A 16,581-nucleotide genomic window follows, 5' to 3' on the forward strand; every position below is an offset into this window, starting at 1 on the left:
GAAGCTACAAGAACTTGAACATTCAACTACTTATTCAGGAGCTTCCATGACCACCGCAACCTTGCCCACATTGACCGCCGGAACCTGGGTCATCGACACCGTCCACTCCACTGTCGGATTCTCGGTTCGCCACCTCATGGTTTCCAAGGTTCGTGGAACGTTCGACGAGTTCTCGGGAACGATCACCGTTGCCGAAGACGGAACCCCCGCCGTCGAGGCCGAGATCTCCGTGGACTCCATCAACACCAAGAACGAGCAGCGCGACGGCCACATCAAGTCCGCTGACTTCTTCGACGTCGAGAAGTTCCCGAAGGCCACCTTCAAGTCCACCGCAGTGCGCTCCAAGGGCAGCGACTTCGTCCTCGCCGGCGACTTCACGCTCCACGGCGTCACCCGCGAGGTCGAGCTGAACCTCGAGTTCAACGGCGTCAACCCGGGCATGGGCCAGGGCCCCGTCGCCGGATTCGAAGCCACCACCGTCATCAACCGCAAGGACTTCGACATCTCCATCGAGATGCCCCTCGAAGGCGGCGGAGCAGTTGTCGGCGACAAGATCACGATCACCCTCGAGATCGAAGCCGGCCTCCAGGCCTAACAGCACTGTGCGCCTTTATTAACCGCCCGCGGTTAATAAAGGCGCACAGTCGTATGGTGTGAGCGTGAAGAAGTACGCACCATTCCTGCTGATCGACGCCATTCTTGTCATAATCTTCTGCGCGATAGGGCGCCGTACCCACGAAGAAGCCAACGCGCTCGCCGGTCTGGCGAAGACATCCTGGCCCTTCCTGACCGGCCTGGTGATCGGATGGGCTGCCACGTTCGCGCTGTACCGCGACAAGTTCAACGCCGTTCTCCTTCTTCCCACCGGCATTGTCGTTTGGCTCGGCGCCGTCGTCATCGGCATGATCCTGCGAGTGTTGAGTGGCCAGGGCACCCAGTTCAGCTTCATCGTCGTCGCGACGCTGGTCCTCGGCGCGTTCCTTCTCGGTTGGCGCGCACTCGCTCCGCTGGTATCGAAAATCCGCACCAAGTCGTAACCAAACTCCACGGCTCGGAACTACCCGAAATGCTCGAGCACGTAGGACACTTTTCGGATGAGCAACACTACGGAGCCCGTCGAACGTAGCGAGAAAGAAGACCGGGGGTTCTTCGGCCAACCCTTTGCGCTGGCGAACCTGTTCGGCGTCGAGATGTGGGAGAGATTCTCCTTCTACGGGATGCAAGGCATCCTCATCTACTACCTGTACTACAGCGTCAGCGACGGCGGCCTCGGCATCAGTCAGGCGGCAGCGACCAGCATCGTCGGCGCGTACGGCGGCACCGTCTATCTGTCGACGATTCTCGGCGCGTGGGTGGCCGACCGACTTCTCGGCTCCGAGCGCACGCTCTTCTACAGTGCTTCGCTGGTGATGGCCGGCCACATCGCCTTGTCGGTTCTTCCCGGCATGTGGGGTGTCGGCGTCGGCCTGGTCATGGTCGCCTTCGGCAGTGGCGGCCTGAAGGCCAATGCGACCTCTCTGGTCGGAGATCTCTATTCCGAACAGGATGTTCGCCGCGACGCCGGATTCTCCATCTTCTACATGGGAATCAACATCGGCGGTCTTGTCGGCCCACTGCTCACCGGAGCCGTCCAGGACGCCTGGGGATTCCACGCCGGTTTTGCTCTCGCCGCGGTCGGCATGGCTCTCGGCCTGATCCAGTACACGCTGGGCCGCAAGCATCTTCACGGAATCGGTGCCGAGCCCGGCAACCCGTTGCCCGCAGACAAGCGCGCGCTCTACATCGGGATCGGCATTGCCGCGATCGTCGTCGTCGCGGTCGCCTCGATCACCGGTTTGATCACGGCCGACAACATGTCCGACGTCGTTGTCGGACTCACGATCGTCGCGTCCGTCGGTTACTTCCTCCTCATGCTCACCAGCAAGAAGGTGACCAAGGTCGAACGCAGTCGAGTCTTTGCGTTCATCCCGATGTTCATCGCGAGCGCGGCCTTCTGGTCGCTGTTTCAGCAGCAGTTCACTACCGTGCCGGTGATCTCCGACAAACTCCTGGACCGCAATCTCTTCGGTTGGGACTTCCCGCCGACGTGGGTGCAGTCGATCAACCCGGTGTTCATCATCATCTTTGCCGGCGTGTTTGCAGCGATGTGGACAAAACTCGGTGACCGTCAGCCGTCGTCGCCGATCAAGTTCGCGCTCGGTACCGGCACCATGGGTCTGGCGTTCCTGGCGTTCATCCCGATCACCGGTGGCGGACCGAACAGTGCACCGCTCCTCGGCCTGGCCGGCGTGCTTCTGCTCTTCACCTTCGCGGAACTCTTCCTGTCCCCCGTCGGCCTTTCCCTTGCAACCAAACTCGCGCCCGAGCATTTCCACACTCAGATGGTGGCGTTGTTCTTCTTGTCCGTTGCGTTGGGTTCTTCGATGGCGGGAACCTTGGCCGGTTACTTCGACATCGACGACAGTCGCCCGTTCTTCCTGATCATCGGTTTCTCGTCGATCGGAATCGGAGTGATTCTTGCTCTTGCCTCGCCGTGGATCAAGAAGCTGATGCAGGGCGTGAAGTAGACGGTCTCACTTCACCCACAACCACAGAGCCAACACGAATCCCGCTGTCGCCACTGCCACACGCAGTACCGATGGCGGGATTTTCTTGACGACGGGCGGGCCACACCACCCTCCGGCCAAAGCGCCGAGTGCCATCGCCAACGCGGCCACCCAATGCACCTGTCCGGAGAAGGCGAAGATGAGTGCAGCCACAAGATTGGCAATGCCGAGAAAGAAGCTCTTCAGGATCGTTGCACGCCACACCGTTTCGGAAGTGAGGATGAGCGTCGCGGCCAGGAAGATGACGCCGGCACCGGCACCGAAATAGCCGCCGTAGACCGCGACGGCAAACAGTGCTGCCGAGTAGATTCCGGGACGGTCACCGCCGCCGGACAACTCACGAATCTTCGGTTGCAGTAACAGCGCGAGCGAGGCGAACACGACCATCGCCGGCACAACGGATTCGAACGAACCTTCCGGTGCCAACCACAGAATCAGGGCACCGACGATGCCACCGGCAGCCGAATAGAGAGACCAGCGAACAAGTTTCGGACCGGTATCGGCAACTTCACGGGACGAGTTCGCCAATGCGCCGACGCCGACGGCCACCAACGCGACGGTATTGGTCATGTTCGCGCTGACCGGCGAGAGCCCGACGCTCAGCAGCGCCGGGTACGAGACGATCGATGCAAGACCGGTGACAAAACCGACTAGACCGCTGAAGAATCCCGCTACGACGAGGAAAAGGAAATCGAGCAGGTTCACGAACCAGGAATCTACTCGCGGTGCTTGGTACTACTTGTCGGCAGGCTTGCCGAGTTCCTGGAAGAGCTTGTCCGTCATCTGCATTGCTCGATCACCGCCGTCAGCGTCTGCGACGAACACTGCAAACGCGAAGTCTCCGCGTGATCCGTAGAACCAGCGATCGTCACCGCTCGCTGCGCCGGCCGCCATCATGTCCGGGTACCCAGCCAGTCCGCCGGCGCCTCGCATGGCGTCACGCAGACGATTGTTGACGTCGCCGGGCAATGCCGTCGGCGCGACGTCGGCGGTTGCCGGTTGTCCGAAGACCATCATCGGCAGCGGGGCACTGCCGCGGGCGATCGATGCCGCGAGCATCGCCATTCCGAACGGAGTCACGGTCGGCGCGCTCGCGTCGTTGGACGTCTTGTTGGCCATGACGTTGTTCATCGCCTGGTCCACGCCGGGACGGTTCGCGGCAAGCACTGCTGTCTGCTGTTCGAGTCCCTGAATGTGGAAGCCGTTGCCGAGTCCGAGTTGCTGCCCGGTGTCGGCCAACTGCTCGGCTGACACGCTGCCGGGGTCGACGCCGTTCTGCATCGACGATGCGAGACGGACCAGATCGAGTGCGCCGCCGGCCGGGCGCAACCCGGTGAAGGCGATCGGGCCCTGTTCGATGGCCTGATTGTTCTGTGCTGCAGCCAGAATGGCACCGTCCGACGGGCGGATCGCCACGATGGCCGCGGGAGTACCTGCACTGACGACAGCTTCGATCGCGGCGAGTTGAGCGTGCGAGTCGAGAGTCGCGGCGACATCGGGGCCGGGAGGTCCCTGGAAGCCGGCTTGCTTGATCGGGAATCCGTTGGGCTCGACCAGGTTGACCGCCCAGCCGGCGGTGGCGTCGCGATTGGCCTGCCACACGGTCCGCAGCGGGTCCAGCAACGGCGAGTTGATACGACGGTCGGAGGCGATCAGTTTGGGTGTCTTGACCACGACGACGCCGGGGATCGCAAAATCGCTTTCCAGGTAGGCGTAGTCGGGATCGCGGAGCAGTACGGCGGTGACGGGCTTGCCGGGGTTGGCGGCGAGGTCGGCCAACATCGACTCCGAAGTGACCAACGGTGCGACAGGTTCAAGCACCGTGGCGAGGCGACGAGTGGTGTCCACGGGGTCCGGCATGGTGGCCGGGTCGAGAGTGATCGCGTTGATGGTCTGCTCGTTCATGAGCAGGGTGCCGGTGCTGTCGACTACCTTCGGCGGCGCTGCGTCCGTGCGGGTGTACGAGACGGTGCGACCGTTGCCGAGGTCGGGAACGAGGACCGACGGGTCCCAGGACACCCGCCAGCCGACCGACAGATCGCGAACCTCACCCTGCGACTGGTAGCTCCAGTCCTTGCCTTCACCGAAGTTCCAGGACGCGTCGAGTGTGAAGAGTCCGGAGTCGCTACCCAGGTCCATGACCTGAGCGACGTCGAAGTCGGTGGACTTGGCGGCCAGTCCGTCGAACATCTGCTGGATCGACGGCCGCGCGGCGTTGGGGTACGACGTGAGCGCCGCGGCAGCTTCGGCGTCGTGGTTGTTGAGGGCGGTGACGAAGTCCTCCACCACCGAGGCGGCGTCGGATTTCTTCTCCCCACCGATGACACACGACGCGAGCGCCACTGTCAGAACGACAGCAGTTATCGACGCAACGACATATTTTCCACGACGGTTGTGCTGTCCTCCGGGCCCCATGCATGTAACTCTTTACTTCTGTCACACGAGTAACAAGCACGGGATGCCTACGAACGTGTCACGGTTGAGCTACGACGGCGTGATCCAACTGCAACGGAAAACAGGTTTCAGCGCAGAAAAGTACCCGCTACCTGCACGGCAGGCGAAGAGCTGTCGGCGCCGGCAATGAACACCGCAAATGCGAGATCTCCCTTGATTCCGACAAACCACCCGTGTGCTGGACCACCTTCGGTTTCGGCCGTACCGGTCTTGCCCAGAAGCCCCGGAATGTCCTGCAACGACGTTGCTGTACCGCCTGTGACGGTCTCGCGCATCATCACCCGCAACTGTTCGGTCACCTCGATGGGCGCCGGTGCCACGGTCTGATCTGCCACGCCGGGCTGTCCCTTGACCAACATCGGCGCGGGTGTCGTCCCGTTGGCGATCGAGGCCGCCACGAGAGCCATCCCGAAAGGCGTGGCGGTCACCGTGCCCTGTCCGATCGCGGACTCGACGCGTTCGGCGGGTGTGTTCGCATCGGGGACGTTGCCCGTCACCGTCGTGAGGCCCGGAGTGACGTAGTCGACGCCAAGCCCGAACTGCAGAGCCGCGTTGTGTAGAGCATCGGCAGGCAGACCGACGGCCATCCTGGCCATGGTGGTGTTGCACGACTTCGCGAACGCGGTGTGCAGCGGAACCGATCCGAGGTCGAACTCGTCGTCGTTGGGGATCTGACGGCCCTCGATGTTCTCGGTACCCGGGCACGCCAGAACGGTGTCCGGTGTAGCGACGCCGGCTTGCAGCGCCGCGGAGGTCGTCACGGTCTTGAACGTGGACCCCGGCGGGTACAGGCCGGTCAACGCAATGGGGCCCTGTGCGTCGGCGGGGGCATTCTGGGCCACCGCCAACACCGCTCCGGTCGACGGCTGTAGCGCTACGATCGCCGCCTGTTGCGTCACCCCGGCGAGCGCGTTCTCGGCCGCGAGTTGCAGTGGTCGGTCAATGGTGGTCGCGATGTTCGGAGCAACCGGCCCGTCTTGGCCGGCGACGGTGGTGACGGTTCCGTTCTGCTTCACCTGCTGCACCGCCCAGCCTGCGGATTTGTCCTGCCCCTCCTGCCACAGATCGGACAGCCCACTGAACGTCGGCGACGCCAAAGTTTTGTCCACCGAGAGCAACCGCGCTTGCGGCGCCAAGCTCACTCCGGGAATCGCCGCCAACCGCTCTTCGATCGGTGCAAGATCCTCGGCACGCAAAGTGATTGCGGTGACCGGCTTCCCGCTCGCCGACGCAAGGTCGCCGCTGAGCGATGCCGCCGTGATCGTCGGCGCGACGGGCGAGAGCAGGGCGGCCACGGCTGCCGTGTCCACCGGTGGAACCGCAGCGGAATCCAGATTGACCAGCGTCACCACCTGCTGCTCCATGATCGGCTGACCCGCCGCGTCCAGCACGGACGGCGGCGCACCGGTCGTGGGCGTGTAGCGCAGAGTGGTCGAGGAGGTCAGGTCCGGGGCCAGCAGCGCCGGGTCCCACTGGATCAGCCAGTTGTCCCCGCTTTTCGACGCGTTTCCCTGCGTCGAGTAGTTCCAGTCCTGACCTTCCCCGAACTTCCACGCCGCATCGAGTGTGAACGTCCCCGCTGAATCACCGGACTCGGTGGCGTCGGAGACGGTGAATGTTCCCTCGTCCTTGCCCAGCCCGTCGATCAGAGCCGAAATCGCAGTCGAGGCCGCTGCCGGATCGGTGGTCAGGGCTGCCGCCGCTTGCACGTCATCCGACGTGAGCGCGGAGGCGAACTCCTCTGCCACTGATTTCGGCTGGTCAGGGCCAGAACTGCAGGCAACTACCGATCCTGCGGCCAATACCCCCAGAGCCACGGCAGCCACGGGACGACGGAAAGTTCGGAAGCTCTGACGAGCGTGTGAAAGGCGCACGACTCCGATCATGCCCGAATTTGTGGCGCCGGTTCGACTATCGGTGTAATCATGTAATCAGTGCAATAAACGCACGTCATGCTCCACCAGCTTTCCGAGGAGAACGCCATGAAGAACTCACAAAGCTCCGGCGACCGCAGGTTCGGCCGTCCCGGAGGTTGGCAACAGGCATCGGTTCCCGACGCGAGTGATGCGTCCGACTGGTTTGCCGGTCGACTTCCAGATGACTGGTTCACCGGGACCGCCGACGTCCAGGTCGACCGCGAAGAAATCGTCGTGATCGGTGAACTCCCGGCAGTCGACGGTGGCGAGGCCGCCGCGGACGGAAGGATCTCGCGCTTTCGTGAAACCACGCGCGCCGACCGGATGCGCATCGCCGACGAAGCCGAGGCTCGCTACGGACGCAAGGTCGCCTGGGGTGTACGCCTGGACGAAAAGACCGTCCTGTTCACACATCTCGCAGTTCCGGTGATGACACGACTACGTCAGCCCGAACGCAAGGTTCTCGACACCTTGGTGGACGCGGGAGTTGCTCGCTCGCGAGCGGACGCTCTCATGTGGACAGTCCGGTTGGCGGGCAAGCACAGCGAACAATGGCTCACGGAACTCCGCGAAGCAATGTCGAAGGTCGACGATCTTCGGTCCGAAGGCCCGAAAATCTGAGGACCGTGCGATTTTCAGTAGACCGAGACTTCAACTCCACGAGTAGCTTTCGGAGCACGATACCTTTCCAACAAGGTCTCACAGCCTCGAACCAGCACCGCGACGTCGGTCCCGATTGCCACGAATCGACAACCGAGACCGATCGCAAAGTCGGCCACGGCGTCCGACCCCGCCAAAGTTCCCACCGGAACTCCGATTCGTGTGCACTCGTCCACCACGAATCGAAATGCCTCCTGCACCTGCGGATGCAGCGGCTGTCCGAGATGACCCGACGTCGCAGCGAGGTCCGACAAGCCCACAAAGACAGCGTCGATACCGGCTGTGCCCGCAATATCGCCGATGTTCGCCACAGCGCCGGGGGTTTCGATCTGCGCGATGAGAGTTATTCCGTCCGCGGAATTTTCGAGGTAGTCGACATCTCTGTTCCATCGTGAGGCGCGAGCGAGGGCGCTACCGACGCCGCGGTTCCCGAACGGCGGATATCGTGTTGCGGCAACGGCATCCCTCGCCGCTGAACCGGATTCGACCATCGGCAGCAGTAGCGTTCTCACGCCGATGTCCAGAAGTCTCTTGATATCAACGGCGTCGGTGCTCGGCGGGCGCACGATCGGTTCGACCGCATCAGCTGCAACAGCTCGCAACTGATCCGCCACCGACCGGAGGTCGTTCGGACCGTGCTCGGAGTCGATCAACACCCAGTCGAACCCGGCCCCGGCGCATATCTCGGCAGTGACCGCTTCACCGAGCCCGAGCCACAAACCGAGGGCGGGAGCAGTATCGGACCGAAGCGCGACCTTGAACGGCTTGGTTGTCATTGTTCCCCTTGTCCGGTCTCGGCGAACCGACACGAGACGGTGCCGAGCGAGCCGTAGTCGATGTGAAAGGTGTCCCCCGGCTGCGCCTGGATCGGACGGGTGAACGAGCCGGCAAGAATCACGTGGCCGGCTTTCAGTCCGACACCGAGACGTCCGAGTTTGTTCGCGAGCCACGCAACACCGATTGCCGGATGATTCAGGACCGCGGCAGCTACTCCGCTTTCCTCGACAACTGCGTTTCGATAGCAGAGCGCTGACACCCAGCGCAGATCGGTCTCGTTCGGTACCACCGGACGCCCACCGAGAATGATTCCGGCGTTCGCTGCATTGTCCGAGATGGTGTCGAACACTGTTCGTGTTCGACCTGATCCCGGGTCGACCTGCACGATCCGCGCGTCGATGATCTCCACCGCCGGAACGACATACCGCGTCGCGTCGAGTACGTCGTACAGTGTGACGCCGGGGCCACTGAGGTCCCGATCGAGGACAAACGCCAGCTCCACCTCCACCCGCGGAACAATGAAGCGCCCATTGGGTATCTTGGAACCGTCGGCAAAGAGCATGTCGTCGAGCAGTACCCCGTGGTCAGGTTCGGTGATGTTCGACGCACGCTGCATCACCTTCGAAGTCAACCCGATCTTGTGACCGATGATCGTCCTGCCCCTGGCAAGCTTTCTCGCGACCCATGCGGTCTGAATTGCATAGGCGTCGTCGAGGTCCATCTTCGGATATCCGAGGGAGAGCTGTCCGACCTGCACACCGGACAGCTCTGCTTGGTCGAGTTCTTCGGCGGCGGTCCGTATTTGACGTTCAGTCAGCATGACGCTCCTGCTGTCGAGATTTCTGGGGGAGGTGAGTGCAGCGATCCGCGCGCGAGACGCTTCCGCCGCATTGCCGCGGTCGGCCTGCAGACTTGTAAGCTCGATTCGTGGAAGCGACGGGAACAAATGCCGATCGGCGCGGCGCGGCGGGAACAAATGCCGAGCGCAGCAAACGGACCGCTGATGAAGCTATGGAACCCGTCCTGGCAATGTTCGACCAGTACGGATCTGCCGACGACCCTGCCGCTGCTCGACTGGGGCTGCTCGCGCTGTGGCTGGCCGACGACATCATCGGTTCGGTGAACCGAAGCCTCGAACCGTTCGAGATTTCCGAACGAAAGCTCGACGTTCTGCTCATCTTTGCCGCTCAGGCGATCAGCGACACAGACGAGCCATACATGCGGCAGACACCGAGCGGCATCTCGGATTACTTCGGGATCTCCCGTGCCAGTGCAACCGGCGTCCTCGACTGGCTCGAGAAGCGCGAATTCGTCGAGCGCACTCGGACCGGGACCGACCGCCGGTCCACTCCCATCCAGATCACGGAAATCGGGAAAGGCACTGTCGCGGAGACGGTTCCTGCCTTCGAAGAGGCTTGCCGTGACCTCCTCGCCCCTCTGTCCGATCGAGACCGAAAAGACCTCGGCCGAATCCTCGGCAAGTGGTGGACTCATTTCAAAGATCCGGACTCGACTGAAGGCTGATCGACCCGAGCGAGTCTGAACGGGTCGGAAGTGGTTGTGTACCAACCGCCACCGTGCATTCGCCCCACGAGATCGAGCGAAGCACCGTCGATGTGGCCTCGGCTCGGATCCAACACGTGCTCGTCGTCGACATGTGCGGTCGTGATCTCGCCGACCACGATCGATCGCCCGTAGCCGATCGACAACGTCTGTTGTTCCACGCATTCCAACGAAACTGGTGCTCTTGCCAACCGAGGGGGCGCAATGCTCTGTGAAGCAACCAGTTCCAGACCCGCGACAGCCGTTTCGTCGACTGCGGCTGGATAGTCTCCGGCGGTGATATTCATACTCTCGACAGACTCGAGATCTACAAGATTGATCACGAACTCACCTGTGTAGCCGATATTTCGAGCAGTATCCTTCGGAATTCCCTCACGAGCGCCGATCCCGATGCACACGAGCGGTGGCGTTCCCGACATCAGATTGAAGAACGAGAACGGGGCGGCGTTCACCGAGCCCCTGACGTCCACCGTCGTGATCCAGGCTATCGGTCTCGGAACGATGAGGGAGGCGAGGAGGTTGTAGCGAGACTTCGGTGCCATCTCCCCCACGTCGAAAATCATTCGTTCGCACCGGCCGCAGGCTGGGCGCGCAGGCTCTTACGGCATCTGCACAATCCGACCTGGTGGAGTTCGACGAGGTTGCCGGCCGGGTCACGCACGAACAACTGCTTGAGGTCGGGCGAGGCGACGTTGTCCAGAGCAAAGTACTCAACACCGAGCTTGTCCAGTTCACGTTCGGCGGCCCCGATGTCAGCGACCGCGAGCGCTATGTGATTTTCCACCGGATCCTTGCCCGGCCCCTTGCTGTAGGGCGAAGGTCCGTCGCTACCGAGAAGATGAATCTGCACGTCACTCGGAATATCGAGGAAGTAACCATGAATGCCGGGAATGTGCCAGCGTCCCGCATCCTGGGTCAGATTGAGAACGTCCCGGTAGTAGTCGCGGGTTCGGTCGGCGATGTCATTCCCCATCCCCAACCCGATGTGATGCAACTCGAGTACCTCTACGGCCATGATTTCCTCCCTGATACTTGCTCGCATATTTAGTATGGCAGCCATATCATCTGGCAGGCGTAACAATGCCGATGCGTTTGCCTATTGTCAAGATCACAAGGAGCCGGACTCGAATAACCCATTGCACCGCCAGGTCGACCGCGTTAGCCTGGAACACGAATCATTCCCGACAGAACAGGAAACGGGCCGTTGCTCCTCTAGAGGTTCATCACGCGAAGGCACTCGCACCCATCAGCAATTGCTGAGCCGGGCGCACAGTCCAAGCACCCTCTGGAGTACTCATGACCCAATCCCATCCTTCTCTGTCGCTCTCGGATCTCACCTTCATCTGGCCGGACGGCGAATCAGTCTTTTCCCGCACCAACTTCGTATTCCCCAGTGGTCGTGTCGGTCTCGTGGGACTTAACGGATCAGGAAAGTCGACTCTGCTGCGATTGATCGCGGGAGAGCTCTCACCGGAATCCGGATCCGTGACCGCTTCCGGCGAGTTCGGCTACCTCCGTCAGGACATCACACTCGATCCGAGTGTTCGGGTGGACGGCATCCTCGGTATCCACGAACTACGAAACGCATTGCACCGCATCGAAACCGGTGACGGATCCGAGTCCGACTTTGCACTCGTGGACAACAACTGGGATATCGAGGAGAGCGCTCTCTCCACCTTGCATCGACTCGGCCTCGCGAAGGTAGTTCCGGATACGGCGGCACTGAGCCGAACCGTGGGCACCCTCTCCGGCGGAGAGACCGTCCTACTCGGCCTGACCGCAACGCTGCTGAAGAATCCGCAGGTGCTGCTCCTCGACGAGCCGACCAACAACCTGGACCGCGACGCTCGATCACGAGTTCATGCTGCAGTCCAACAGTTTCCGGGAACCGTACTGATCGTCAGCCACGACCGGGAACTGCTCGACACCTCGGAGTACACGGTCGAACTACGTCGGGGGGATCTACGCGTGTTCGGCGGCAACTACTCGCACTACCAGGAGGTCGTGACCGCTGAGCAGGAAAACGCACTCGCCACTGTTCGCGACGCCAAGGCCGATCTGGCGAAGCAGAGCCGCGAGCTGATCGACGCTCGAACAAAACTGGACCGACGTAAGCGCTATGGGCAGAAGATGTTCGAGAACAAGCGGGTGCCACTGATTATCGCGCAGGAACGAAAACGCCAAGCCCAAGTTTCGGCCGGAAAGCTGGCCCTCAACCATATCGGGAAGGTGGACGAGGCCAAGTCCGCCCTGTCGGAGGCAGAGGAACTCCTTCGAGACGATCGCGAGATTCGCCTGGACCTTCCTGCTACAGAGGTTCATCCGGGGCAGCAGGTTGCGCGGCTCGCCGAGGTGACGTTGCGGAGCGGCCAAGGGGTATCGCTCCAGATCACCGGGCCGGAGCGGATTGCGCTACTGGGACGCAACGGAATCGGCAAGACAACATTGCTCGATGCACTCGCTGCGTCGACTCCGTTCGTAGCCTCTCGTGCGCTCCCCCAACGTCTCGACGTGTTCGACGAGAATCTCTCGGTGGCGGACAACGTCGCTTTGGCCGCGCCACACGCGACAGCCGAGGAAATTCGTGGGCAGTTGGCACGGTTCCTTTTCCGGGGAACGGATTCCGATGTGTTGGCTTCTGCGCTCTCCGGCGGTGAACGATTGCGCGCGGCGTTAGCGACGATCCTTCTGGCCGAACCCGCGCCCCAGCTGCTTCTTCTCGACGAGCCGACAAACAACCTGGACCTACCGAGTCTCGCTCACCTCACGCAGGCACTTTCCGATTTCCGCGGTGCCATGGTGGTGGTGAGTCACGATCTGCCGTTCCTGCGCGACATCGGCATAACGCGATGGATCAGCATGGACGAGAATGGTATTCAGGACATCGATCCCGAGTAGGCCGACGGTTGACGCTATCGGTGCGAGACGGTCTGGCCTTACTGTGGGGCGATGTGCCTTCACCTCGACGCAACCGCCGCGCTGTCGATCGCAGGTTGGGTTCGCGAAGAACCTACTCGATCGGCCTCTGCCCCAGTTCCGCAACCGCTGGTCGGCGTTTGTGATCAACTCATCGTGTGGGCGAGTTCGTTCTCCGTACTTGCCAGTTCCGACGACCAGGTGTGGTTTCTCTCGGCGGAGAACTATGCCGGTGGAGTCGGCGTCAGTGATGAGGCGTTTCCTTGGAATGCGTTCCGGCACGAGAGCCTGGCGGTCGCTTCCGGGCCGGCTGAGCGCGCGGCGATCAACGCCTTCTGGTCCACTCACCTCCCGATTCTGCTGTCGGTACGCAATGGGTACGAGTACCTGGCGCTCGCACCGGACGGTCAGGTTGTCCGTGGAGGAGAGCCTGAGTTCGAGGAGGTCACCGTCGTTGCCACTGATTTCGAGGATCTGCTTCGGGGCATAGCCGCAGGCGTCAGCACGGCAGACCCCTTCACCGATGCATTGCTTGGAACAGTGGGTACTGCCCGGCCGGGCAGTGACCGGTAGCTCTGAGGGAGGCCGAGTTGATTGCTCGACTTGTCGTGAAAGTTCACGGCATCCGTCGGAATGGCTCCGGACGACTACTCGAGTTCGTGTGCGCAGTAGCTGGCACCCATACTGGACGGGTGTTGCACGACGTGAGAAATCCGGTGGACGGTGCGCGGATCGCCTATCAGATCGTGGGCGATGGCCCACCCCTGTTGATGGTGCACGGCACAGCGTTGTCGCGCTCCATCTGGCGTGGCTTCGGGTACGTCAAGGCGCTCCAGGAACAGTATCGTCTGATCCTCGTCGACATGCGGGGTCACGGACGCAGTGACAAACCACACGACTCCGATTCGTATGCAATGGATCTGGTGGTCGGCGATCTCCTGGAGATCCTCGACACGGAGTCTCCGTTCGAACCGGCGCACGTCCTCGGATACTCGTTCGGCGGGCGCTCGGTGATGTCGCTGACTGTCGAGCACTCCGAACGGGTGCGATCGCTGACCGTCGGGGGCGGTAGTAGCCGGCCGATGACGGGGGCGTTCGACGCATTGTTCTTCCCAGGCTGCATCGACGCACTCGAAAGCGGCGGTATCGAGGGGTTTCTGAGCGGTTGGGGCGCGAGGCGCGGCAAACCGGTGGATCCACAGACTGCGACTGCCTTTCGAATCAACGATGCCCTCGCACTCGCGTCCTACATGCGCCGGGCCGAGAAGGAGCAGGGCATCGACGACGCCGTGCTTCAACGGATCACCACACCGGCGTTGTTGTTCGTCGGATCGAGAGATCGCGAGCGCCTGCCGGATACCGAGCATCTCGCGTCGCTGATCCCGGACAGTGCCTTGACTGTGATCGAGGGGGCTGATCACGCGAGCGCAGTCGCGGACTCCGAAGCTGTGCTGCGTGCGCTCGTTCCGTTCCTGAGCCGACAGTAGTCCGCCTTCATCCGCTCACTACTGCGGTGTGAGCACTCTCGACTCGAACGCGGTCACCGGTGGTTGCCGCAAGTCCAAGCGTCGCAGCAACTGGGCATTCGCGGCAACGACCACAGTGGATACCGACATCAGGATTGCTCCGACCTCCATCGGCAGCACAAACCCGACGGGCGCCAGTACTCCCGCAGCGAGGGGAACCGAAATCGCGTTGTATCCCGCTGCCCACCAGAGGTTCTGAACCATCTTGCGGTAGGTGGCGCGGGACAGCTCGATGACCGAGCTCACCGAACGCGGATCATCGCTGGCCAGAACAACTCCCGCCGACGCGATCGCCACGTCGGTTCCGGCACCGATCGCGATACCCACATCCGCCTGGGCGAGTGCCGGCGCATCGTTGACCCCGTCACCGACCATCGCCACGCGGTGGCCCGCAGCCTGAAGCCGAGATACCTGCGCTCCCTTGTCCTGCGGAAGCACCTCGGCGAAGACCTCGTCAATTCCGAGTCTGCGGGCGACCGAATGAGCCACGGCCTCCGCGTCTCCGGTGACCATGGCCACTCGAACACCGCGAGCGTGGAGGGCGTCGACGGCCAATGCTGATTCCGGGCGAATCTCGTCGGCCAATGCCAATGCGCCGATTACCTTCTCGTCACGCACTACATGCAGGACCGTCGACCCGTCACTGAGCCACTCTTCGGTCCCCGGGATCGCTGTGGCCCCGACCGATCTCAACATCCCCGGTCCGCCGACACCGACGCGAACGCCGCCGACGTCCGCAGCAACCCCGATCCCGTTGTGCGCCTGAAAGTCGGAACCCGAAGTGAATTCGAGCGACAACTCCCGCGCCGCTGCGACGACGGCGCGCCCGAGTGGATGTTCGCTGTCGAATTCGACGGCAGCGGCTGCGCTGAGAACTTCGTCGTCGGAATACCCGTCGACGCCGCGCACACCGACCACTGCGGGCTCCCCCTTGGTGAGAGTGCCGGTCTTGTCGAAGAGAACGGTGTCTACGTTGCGCATCGCCTCGAGGGCCATGCGGTCGGTGATCAGAATCCCAGCCCGAGCTGCTCGTTCCGTCGCGATGGAGACGACCAGCGGAATCGCCAACCCGAGCGCGTGCGGGCAGGCGATCACCAGAACGGTGATCGTCCGGGTGACTGCGCTCTCCGGTGTGCCCCAGATACTCCAGGCGATCGCGGTCAGCACTGCCGCGCCCAGTGCGTACCAGAACAGCAGAGCAGCGGCCTTGTCCGCCAACACCTGAGCACGACTCGACGAGTTCTGGGCCTGTTCGACCAGGCGCCGGATACCGGCGAGCGCGGTATCTTCTCCCACAGCGGTGACTCGAAGCCGAAGTGCCGAGTCGGTGGCTACGGTGCCGGCCACCACCTGATCTCCGACAGTCCGGCGGACGGTCTTCGACTCGCCCGTGATCATGGATTCGTCCATGTCGGCGCTTCCCTCGACGACCGTTCCGTCCGAGGGAACGCGGGCGCCGGGACGAACTATCACCAGGTCGCCGGTGGCCAGAGCTGCGGTGGGCACGGTTTCCACCGACTCCCCCACCACCCGTTCTGCCTCGTCGGGCAGCAAAGCGGCAAGCGAATCCAAGGCGCTCGATGTCTGACTGAGCGAACGCATCTCGATCCAATGACCCAACAACATGATCACGATCAGAAGCGCGAGCTCCCACCAGAAATCAAGAGTGTGATCCACCCAGTGCAGACTTGCAGCCCAAGAAGCGAAGAAGGCAACGGTGATGGCAAGTGCGATCAGAAGCATCATTCCGGGTTGCCGAGAACGTATTTCGGCGACAGCGCCGGTGAGGAACGGCTTGCCTCCCCAGAGGTACATCACGGTGCCGAGCACCGGTGAGATCCATTCCACCAGAGAGTTTTCCGGCAATGTGTACCCGACCAGATCAGCGAACATCGCATCTGCCGCAACAACCGGAACTGCGATTACCAGCATGACTGCGAACAACGTCCGGAACTGTGCGACGTGATCCGCGTGACCACCGTGTGCACCGTGCTCCATCTGGCTATGGTCCATCGCGCTATGGTCCGTCTCGCTATGGTCCATCTGACTGTGATCCATGTGGCGGTCATCCCCTCGCGTGTGATTCCGGCACTGCAGCGGTCAAACCATCAGCCTCGAACGTATGCCCGACTCGGCCACCGAGCAAGGTCACGCGGCCGAGGT

16 protein-coding genes are annotated in these 16,581 nt (G+C 62.3%); 8 read left to right on the forward strand and 8 right to left on the reverse strand.

What is annotated here, in order from left to right:
* Positions 1-46 precede the first annotated feature (46 nt).
* The 3 genes from AC2ETI_RS10730 to AC2ETI_RS10740 all read left to right on the forward strand — a co-directional run bounded on the left by AC2ETI_RS10730 (position 47) and on the right by AC2ETI_RS10740 (position 2,567).
* On the forward strand, positions 47-595 hold the full coding sequence (locus tag AC2ETI_RS10730) for a YceI family protein (RefSeq protein ID WP_019747097.1): 549 nt from the start codon (positions 47-49) through the stop codon (positions 593-595).
* Between the two features lie 64 nt (positions 596-659).
* Entirely contained in the window at positions 660-1,037 is a 378-nt protein-coding gene (locus AC2ETI_RS10735; protein WP_047889123.1) for a DUF3054 domain-containing protein, read from the forward strand.
* Between the two features lie 57 nt (positions 1,038-1,094).
* Positions 1,095-2,567, forward strand: coding sequence for a peptide MFS transporter (locus tag AC2ETI_RS10740; RefSeq protein WP_047889122.1), 1,473 nt, complete (start codon positions 1,095-1,097; stop codon positions 2,565-2,567).
* 6 nt (positions 2,568-2,573) lie between these two features.
* On the opposite strand, the gene AC2ETI_RS10745 is transcribed toward AC2ETI_RS10740, so the two are convergent.
* From AC2ETI_RS10745 to AC2ETI_RS10755, 3 genes are all read right to left on the reverse strand, one after another.
* Entirely contained in the window at positions 2,574-3,311 is a 738-nt protein-coding gene (locus AC2ETI_RS10745; protein ID WP_047889121.1) for a sulfite exporter TauE/SafE family protein, read from the reverse strand.
* A gap of 30 nt (positions 3,312-3,341) precedes the next feature.
* On the reverse strand, positions 3,342-5,021 hold the full coding sequence (locus AC2ETI_RS10750) for an NTF2-like N-terminal transpeptidase domain-containing protein (protein WP_047889120.1): 1,680 nt from the start codon (positions 5,019-5,021) through the stop codon (positions 3,342-3,344).
* Between the two features lie 107 nt (positions 5,022-5,128).
* Positions 5,129-6,946 (reverse strand): penicillin-binding transpeptidase domain-containing protein, encoded by a 1,818-nt coding sequence (locus tag AC2ETI_RS10755; RefSeq protein ID WP_483633892.1) that lies wholly within the window; start codon positions 6,944-6,946, stop codon positions 5,129-5,131.
* A 96-nt stretch (positions 6,947-7,042) separates the two neighbouring features.
* Between AC2ETI_RS10755 and AC2ETI_RS10760 the strand changes: the two genes are divergently transcribed.
* Complete coding sequence (locus tag AC2ETI_RS10760) at positions 7,043-7,597, forward strand: hypothetical protein (RefSeq protein ID WP_029254565.1); 555 nt, start codon at positions 7,043-7,045, stop codon at positions 7,595-7,597.
* 14 nt (positions 7,598-7,611) lie between these two features.
* Here the strand turns inward: AC2ETI_RS10760 and AC2ETI_RS10765 are convergent, their stop codons facing one another.
* Both AC2ETI_RS10765 and hpaH read right to left on the reverse strand, forming a co-directional pair.
* Positions 7,612-8,412: an HpcH/HpaI aldolase family protein gene (locus AC2ETI_RS10765; RefSeq protein WP_020906392.1), complete on the reverse strand. Its 801-nt coding sequence runs from the start codon at positions 8,410-8,412 to the stop codon at positions 7,612-7,614.
* Positions 8,409-9,233 carry a 2-oxo-hept-4-ene-1,7-dioate hydratase gene (gene hpaH, locus AC2ETI_RS10770; RefSeq protein WP_047889118.1) on the reverse strand — a complete coding sequence of 275 codons (825 nt, stop codon included), beginning with the start codon at positions 9,231-9,233 and terminating at the stop codon, positions 8,409-8,411. Before hpaH ends, AC2ETI_RS10765 begins: the two co-directional genes overlap by 4 nt.
* Positions 9,234-9,340: 107 nt before the next feature.
* Between hpaH and AC2ETI_RS10775 the strand changes: the two genes are divergently transcribed.
* Positions 9,341-9,937: a MarR family winged helix-turn-helix transcriptional regulator gene (locus AC2ETI_RS10775; protein ID WP_021333122.1), complete on the forward strand. Its 597-nt coding sequence runs from the start codon at positions 9,341-9,343 to the stop codon at positions 9,935-9,937.
* Here AC2ETI_RS10775 and AC2ETI_RS10780 read toward each other — a convergent pair.
* Both AC2ETI_RS10780 and AC2ETI_RS10785 read right to left on the reverse strand, forming a co-directional pair.
* On the reverse strand, positions 9,904-10,539 hold the full coding sequence (locus AC2ETI_RS10780) for a flavin reductase family protein (RefSeq protein WP_020906389.1): 636 nt from the start codon (positions 10,537-10,539) through the stop codon (positions 9,904-9,906). The two genes, AC2ETI_RS10775 and AC2ETI_RS10780, sit on opposite strands and share 34 nt — an antisense overlap.
* On the reverse strand, positions 10,536-10,991 hold the full coding sequence (locus AC2ETI_RS10785; RefSeq protein WP_019747088.1) for a VOC family protein: 456 nt from the start codon (positions 10,989-10,991) through the stop codon (positions 10,536-10,538). The genes AC2ETI_RS10780 and AC2ETI_RS10785 overlap by 4 nt, the downstream gene beginning before the upstream one ends.
* Before the next feature lie 281 nt (positions 10,992-11,272).
* Between AC2ETI_RS10785 and AC2ETI_RS10790 the strand changes: the two genes are divergently transcribed.
* The 3 genes from AC2ETI_RS10790 to AC2ETI_RS10800 all read left to right on the forward strand — a co-directional run bounded on the left by AC2ETI_RS10790 (position 11,273) and on the right by AC2ETI_RS10800 (position 14,379).
* Positions 11,273-12,874, forward strand: coding sequence for an ABC-F family ATP-binding cassette domain-containing protein (locus tag AC2ETI_RS10790; protein WP_483633893.1), 1,602 nt, complete (start codon positions 11,273-11,275; stop codon positions 12,872-12,874).
* 51 nt (positions 12,875-12,925) lie between these two features.
* Positions 12,926-13,465, forward strand: coding sequence for a hypothetical protein (locus tag AC2ETI_RS10795; RefSeq protein WP_387405300.1), 540 nt, complete (start codon positions 12,926-12,928; stop codon positions 13,463-13,465).
* 143 nt (positions 13,466-13,608) lie between these two features.
* Positions 13,609-14,379, forward strand: coding sequence for an alpha/beta fold hydrolase (locus AC2ETI_RS10800; protein WP_387405378.1), 771 nt, complete (start codon positions 13,609-13,611; stop codon positions 14,377-14,379).
* Positions 14,380-14,397: 18 nt separating this feature from the next.
* On the opposite strand, the gene AC2ETI_RS10805 is transcribed toward AC2ETI_RS10800, so the two are convergent.
* Entirely contained in the window at positions 14,398-16,476 is a 2,079-nt protein-coding gene (locus AC2ETI_RS10805) for a heavy metal translocating P-type ATPase (RefSeq protein ID WP_483633894.1), read from the reverse strand.
* Between the last annotated feature and the right edge of the window lie 105 nt (positions 16,477-16,581).

The organism is Rhodococcus sp. MurmanLake-1, from assembly GCF_056945715.1.